Annotated in this window: 6 protein-coding genes; 4 read left to right on the forward strand and 2 right to left on the reverse strand. The window is 51.8% G+C overall.

Annotated elements, in window-relative coordinates; genetic code table 11:
* Positions 1–84 precede the first annotated feature (84 nt).
* Entirely contained in the window at positions 85–1,497 is a 1,413-nt protein-coding gene (gene trkA, locus HMPREF2700_RS11230; protein ID WP_063076477.1) for a Trk system potassium transporter TrkA, read from the forward strand.
* Positions 1,498–1,574: 77 nt separating this feature from the next.
* On the opposite strand, the gene lgt is transcribed toward trkA, so the two are convergent.
* On the reverse strand, positions 1,575–2,435 hold the full coding sequence (gene lgt / locus HMPREF2700_RS11235) for a prolipoprotein diacylglyceryl transferase (RefSeq protein WP_070592167.1): 861 nt from the start codon (positions 2,433–2,435) through the stop codon (positions 1,575–1,577).
* A 74-nt stretch (positions 2,436–2,509) separates the two neighbouring features.
* Positions 2,510–3,640 carry a M14 family metallopeptidase gene (locus tag HMPREF2700_RS11240; protein WP_070592169.1) on the reverse strand — a complete coding sequence of 377 codons (1,131 nt, stop codon included), beginning with the start codon at positions 3,638–3,640 and terminating at the stop codon, positions 2,510–2,512.
* Between the two features lie 174 nt (positions 3,641–3,814).
* On the opposite strand from HMPREF2700_RS11240, the gene argB reads away from it, so the two are divergent.
* From argB to ftsB, 3 genes are all read left to right on the forward strand, one after another.
* Positions 3,815–4,702 carry an acetylglutamate kinase gene (gene argB, locus HMPREF2700_RS11245; RefSeq protein ID WP_070592171.1) on the forward strand — a complete coding sequence of 296 codons (888 nt, stop codon included), beginning with the start codon at positions 3,815–3,817 and terminating at the stop codon, positions 4,700–4,702.
* 261 nt (positions 4,703–4,963) lie between these two features.
* On the forward strand, positions 4,964–6,250 hold the full coding sequence (gene eno / locus HMPREF2700_RS11250) for a phosphopyruvate hydratase (RefSeq protein ID WP_070592172.1): 1,287 nt from the start codon (positions 4,964–4,966) through the stop codon (positions 6,248–6,250).
* Positions 6,251–6,273: 23 nt separating this feature from the next.
* Positions 6,274–6,549 (forward strand): cell division protein FtsB, encoded by a 276-nt coding sequence (ftsB, locus tag HMPREF2700_RS11255; RefSeq protein WP_003679613.1) that lies wholly within the window; start codon positions 6,274–6,276, stop codon positions 6,547–6,549.
* Positions 6,550–6,616 lie beyond the last annotated feature (67 nt).

The raw sequence follows: 6,616 nt of genomic DNA on the forward strand, positions 1-6,616 counted from the left end.
ATTTAAAACTCAGGCCGTCTGAAAACTCCAATTTCAGACGGCCTTTTGTTACAATTTCATTTTTACCGAACACACTCAATTACCGTGAAAATACTCATCCTCGGCAGCGGCCAAGTCGGCTCGACCGTCGCCCAAAACCTTGCCTCCGTTCCCAGCAACGACGTCACTATTATCGACATCGACGAAAAAGCGCTCAACCGTATCAGCAGCCGCCTTGATGTCCAAACCATCGTCGGCAACGGCGCATCGCCCTTTACCCTCGAACAAGCAGGCGCGGCGGACTCCGACCTCCTGCTTGCCCTGACCCGCAGCGACGAAACCAACATCGTTGCTTCCAAAATCGCCGCCGACCTTTTCAACATCCCCAGCCGTATTGCACGCGTACGCTCAAGCGAATACCTCGAGTATCCGGTTGCCGGCAGCGACAATCCCGAAGAAGGCAGCCTCAACATCTTCGGCATTACCGAAACCATCAGCCCCGAACAACTGGTTACCGAGCAACTTGTCGGCCTGCTCAGCTACACCAGCGCATTGCAGGTACTCAGCTTTGCCAACGACCAAGTCCGCATGGTGATTGTTCAAGCCCGCAAAGGCGGTTTGCTGATCGGCCGTGAAATTACCGACATCAACCAGCACCTGCCCGAAGGTGTGGACTGCCAAATCTGCGCCATCTACCGCAACAACCGCCTAATCGTCCCTACCCCGCAAACCGTCATCATCGAAGGCGACGAAGTCCTGTTTGCCGCCGACATCAACAGCGTTGAAGCCATCATGCGTGAATTGCGTCCAAAAGAAGCGCGCACCCGCCGCATCATGATTGGCGGCGGCGGCAACATCGGCTACCGCCTCGCCAAGCAGCTCGAATCCAAATACGACATCAAAATCATCGAATACAAACCCCAGCGCGCCGAATGGCTGGCCGAAAATCTGGACAACACCCTCGTCCTGCAAGGTTCCGCCACCGACGAAACCCTGCTGGACGAAGAGTACATCGACGAAATCGACGTCTTCTGCGCGCTGACCAACGATGACGAAAACAACATCATGTCCAGCCTTTTGGCGAAAAACCTTGGTGCCAAACGCGTAATCACCATTGTTAACCGCTCAAGCTACGTCGATTTGCTCGAAGGTAACAAAATCGATATCGTTGTTTCCCCCCATCTGATTACCATCGGCTCCATTCTCGCCCACATCCGCCGCGGCGACATCGTCGCCGTCCATCCTTTGCGCCGCGGTACGGCCGAAGCCATTGAAGTGGTGGTACACGGCGATAAAAATACTTCCGCCATTGTCGGCCGCCGCATCAGCGGCATTAAATGGCCGAACGACTGCCACATTGCCGCCATCGTCCGCGGCGAAACCGGCGAAGTCATCATGGGACACCACACCGAAACCATCTTGCAAGACGGTGACCATATTATCTTCTTCGTCTCACGCCGCCGCGTCCTGCCGGAGTTGGAAAAACTCATTCAAGTCAAAATGGGCTTTTTCGGTTAAACCCGAAATCCGTTTGCTTGAAGCCATAAAAAGGCCGTCTGAAAAGGTTTTCAGACGGCCTTTATTTATTGTTTTATTTATGCTTTGGCAACACTGTTTTTACGGCCAAACCAAACAAAACCAATCACACCCAATACAATCATCGGCACGCTCAACCATTGACCCATGGACAAGCCCAAGGTCAACAGGCCGAGATAGTCGTCAGGCTGACGGGCAAATTCGGCAATAAAGCGGAACAAACCGTAACCGCCCAAGAACAATGCCGCCGTTTGACCGGCCGGACGCGGTTTTTTCGAGAAAATCCAAACGATGACAAACAGGCAAATGCCTTCAAGGGCAAACTGGTAAAGCTGAGACGGATGGCGCGGCAGCATACCGTATTGTTGCAGCCATTCGGCCCACAAAGGATTGTGCGCCGCAGCTTCTGCATCTTCGTAACGTGCTTGCGGGAAACCCATCGCCCAAAAAGCATTGAGTTCGGTCACGCGTCCCCAAAGTTCGCCGTTGATAAAGTTGCCGATACGGCCTGAAGCCAAGCCCAGCGGTACGAGCGGCGCAACGGTATCCATCAATTTCAAGATACTGATGTTGTGCTTGCGGCCAAACAGCCACATGGCAACGACCACGCCCAAAAAGCCGCCGTGAAACGACATACCGCCTTCCCAAACTTTGAAAATATCCAACGGGTTGGCAAGATAATCGGAAAATTTATAAAACAAAACGTAGCCGATACGTCCGCCCAAGATGACGCCCAGGATACCCCAAGTCAGGAAATCGTCGAGTGTTTCTTTAGTAAACACAGAATTGCCCTGCGCGATACGACGGCGGCCCAAAATCGTAAACAGGATAAAGCCGACGATATAGCTCAAGGCATACCAGCGGATGGCAAGCGGGCCGATGCTGATCAGCACCGGATCAAACTGGGGATGTATTATCATGATGTGTGTTCCTTATCTCAAAGGCCGTCTGAAAGCCTGAACTTTCAGACGGCCTGTATGCGGTGTCGGATGGTTTAACGCAAATCGCCAACCACATTCAAAATAGCAGACAACATTGCCTCGCCCAAGCGCAGCGAGCGTTGGCCGTTCCAGCCGAAATCGTCGTCCGGCAGGTTGGCATTGTCTTTAAACGGCATTTCCAAAGTATAGGCAAGGCAGTTGAAATGATTGCCGACCCAGTTGGTCGCCAAAGTCATGTTTGCCTGACCCGGCGCATCTTTGTCATAGCCGTAATCGTCTTGGAAATCGGGGCTGGCATTGAGCAGCGCAAGTTTGAATTGGTCTTCTAAAGCTTCGATGCGCTCGTTGTAGTTCGGCACACCTTCGGTACCGGCCACAAAGACAAACGGCAGGCCTTCATCGCCGTGAATATCCAAGAATAAATCCACGCCGGTTTCCATCATTTTTTCGCGGACGGCAAAGACTTCGGGGCTTCGCTCCAAAGTCGGGTTTTCCCATTCGCGGTTGAGGTTGGCGCCGGCGGCATTTGTGCGCAGATTACCCAAAACCGAACCGTCCGGATTCATATTCGGCACAATGTAAAAAGTCGCACGGTCAAGCAGCATGCGCGCGGTCGGATCTTGCGGATCAAGCAGGCGGCCCAGCAAACCTTCGACAAACCATTCCGCCATGGTTTCACCCGGATGTTGACGGGCGATAATCCAGACTTTCATATCGCTTTCGACTTGGTTGCCGATGGTCAAAAGATTGATATCGCGGCCCTGAACGGTACTGCCCAAGTCGTCGATACGGCACAAACCGCTGCCCTGCGCATCGCCCAAAAGGTTCAAATGCTGCTCGTTGGAATAAGGCTCGAAATAAGCGTAGTAAACGCTGTTGGACAAAGGCGTATGGTTGATGGTCAACACGCCGTTTTCGTAGCTTGTCGGCACGCGGAACCAATTTTGGCGGTCGTAAGAGGCGCAAGCCTGATAGTCCTCCCAGCCCAAAGGATACGCAGCGTCCGCCGCATTTTCAAAATGCATCACGCAGTTTTGATAGGCCGCACCCTGCAAACGGAAGTAAAACCATTGGGCAAACTCCGAAGCATTGTCGGGACGCAGGGCGAGACGGATATCGGCAGGGTTGCTCAAATCTTTGACAACGACCGAACCGGCATCGAATTGGGTGCTGATTTTCATCATGGGTATCCTTAGTAATCGGCGAAGAGGCCGAAGCAAACCGTCATTTTACCGTTTGCATGAGGCTGGTTTCAACCATTTAACTGATTTAACAGGATTTCAAGCGTTTGGAAATATTGTTTCAGACGGCCTTTGGGATTAAGATAAAGGCCGAAATCATGAAACAAGGTTGAAACCATGACCCAGCAACAATCTGTCTCCCCTGCCATCAAGGCACGCGTCCTTGCCGAATCTTTACCTTATATCCGCCGTTTTTCCGGCTCCATCATCGTCATCAAATACGGCGGCAACGCCATGACTGAACCTGCCTTAAAAGAGGGTTTCGCACGCGATGTCGTCCTGCTCAAACTAATCGGTCTGCATCCCGTCATCGTTCACGGCGGCGGCCCGCAAATCAATGAAATGTTGGAAAAAGTCGGCAAAAAAGGAGAGTTTGTTCAAGGTATGCGCGTAACCGACAGCGAAACCATGAACATTGTAGAAATGGTTTTGGGCGGACACGTCAATAAAGAAATCGTTTCCATGATTACCACCTTCGGCGGTCGCGCCGTCGGCATTACCGGCCGCGACAACCACTTCATCAAAGCGGAAAAACTCCTGATCGACACGCCCGAACAAAAAGGCGTGGACATCGGCCAAGTCGGTACAGTGGCCGACATCGACACCCGTTTGGTGGAAGGCTTGGTCGAACGCAGCTGCATTCCGGTCATCGCACCCATCGGCGTAGGTCAAAACGGCGAAGCGTTCAACATCAATGCCGACTTGGTTGCTGGCAAACTGGCGGAAAAACTTCAGGCCGAAAAACTGCTGATGATGACCAATATCCCCGGCGTACTGGATAAAGAAGGCAAATTATTGACCACCCTGACACCAAGCCGCATTGACGAACTGATTGAAGACGGCACGCTGTACGGCGGTATGCTGCCTAAAATTGCCTCAGCCGTCGAAGCCGCCAAAAGCGGTGTCAAAGCCACGCATATCATAGACGGCCGCGTTCCCAACGCCCTGCTCTTGGAAGTGCTGACCGATGACGGCGTAGGCTCGATGATTTTGGGCGAAGGCTAATCCGTTTTTCAGACGGCCTTATGCCTTATTTAATCAGCTTTTCACCCTAAAAAGGGTAAAAAATGTTACACTATACGGCTTATGTTTGTTTGAGCGATATTGACGTGAAACAAACTTACAGTCGGTTTCATACCGACTCCGATGCCATACTTGGCAAAGACGGTATAATGTCTGCATTCATCAGACTTTGGCAATCATCCTTAAGGCCGTCTGAAACGTAACAAAGCTACTTTTCTTTTACCATCCTATTTGGAGATATTCATGAGCGCAATCGTTGATATTTTTGCCCGCGAAATTTTGGACTCCCGCGGCAACCCTACCGTAGAGTGTGACGTATTGTTGGAATCCGGCGTCATGGGACGCGCAGCCGTACCTAGCGGCGCATCAACCGGCCAAAAAGAAGCTTTGGAACTGCGTGACGGCGACAAATCCCGTTACTTGGGCAAAGGCGTATTGAAAGCCGTTGACCACGTCAACAACCAAATCGCGCAAGCCCTCATCGGTATCGATGCCAACGAACAATCGTATATCGACCAAATCATGATCGAATTGGACGGTACTGAAAACAAAGGCAACTTGGGTGCCAACGCCACTTTGGCCGTTTCTATGGCCGTAGCACGCGCAGCCGCTGAAGATGCAGGCCTGCCTCTGTATCGCTACTTGGGCGGCGCAGGCCCAATGGCTCTGCCTGTTCCGATGATGAACGTTATCAACGGTGGCGAACATGCCAACAACAGCCTGAACATCCAAGAATTCATGATCATGCCTGTCGGCGCAAAATCTTTCCGTGAAGCTCTGCGTTGCGGTGCCGAAATCTTCCACGCACTGAAAAAACTGTGTGATGCCAAAGGCTTCCCAACCACCGTCGGCGACGAAGGCGGTTTCGCACCTAACCTGAACAGCCACAAAGAAGCGCTGCAACTGATCGTTGAAGCAACCGAAGCCGCAGGCTACAAAGCAGGCGAAGACGTATTGTTTGCTCTGGACTGCGCATCCAGCGAGTTCTACAAAGACGGCCAATACCACTTGGAAGCCGAAGGCCGCTCTTACACCAGCGCAGAATTTGCCGAATACTTGGAAGGCCTGGTTAACGAATTCCCAATCATTTCCATCGAAGACGGCATGGACGAAAACGACTGGGAAGGCTGGAAACTGCTGACCGAAAAATTGGGCGGCAAAGTTCAATTGGTCGGCGATGACTTGTTCGTAACCAATCCAAAAATCTTGGCTGAAGGCATCGAAAAAGGCGTGGCAAACGCATTGCTGGTCAAAGTCAACCAAATCGGTACATTGAGCGAAACCCTGAAAGCCGTCGACTTGGCAAAACGCAACCGCTACACCAGCGTAATGAGCCACCGCTCCGGCGAAACCGAAGACAGCACCATCGCCGACTTGGCAGTTGCCACCAACTGTATGCAAATCAAAACCGGCTCCCTGTCCCGTTCTGACCGCATGGCAAAATACAACCAATTGTTGCGCATTGAAGAAGAATTGGCCGAAGCCGCCTACTACCCTGGAAAAGCCGCATTCTACCAACTGGGCAAATAAGCAGAATATAGGATATTGATTGTATGAAGTGGGTGACTTTTGTTTTAACCTTCGCACTTTTGTGCTGTCAGTACAGCCTTTGGTTTGGCAAAGGCAGCGTCGGGCATACGGAAGAATTGCAGGAGCAGCTCGTCCGTCAGGAGGAAAAAAACCAAACGCTCACTTTGCGCAACAATTTCCTCAATGCGGAAGTTGAAGACTTGGCACACGGACAAGAGGCCATTGCCGAAATTGCCCGTGTCGAATTGGGCTATGTCCAAGACGGCGAAGTGTATTACCGAATCATCGACCGCCGCTAAACCCTGCAAAACAAAGGCCGTCTGAAAACATATTTTTCAGACGGCCTGAGACCTTTGCAAAATTCCC

Source organism: Neisseria sp. HMSC068C04 (genome assembly GCF_001810105.1).
GTDB lineage: Bacteria > Pseudomonadota > Gammaproteobacteria > Burkholderiales > Neisseriaceae > Neisseria > Neisseria flavescens_B.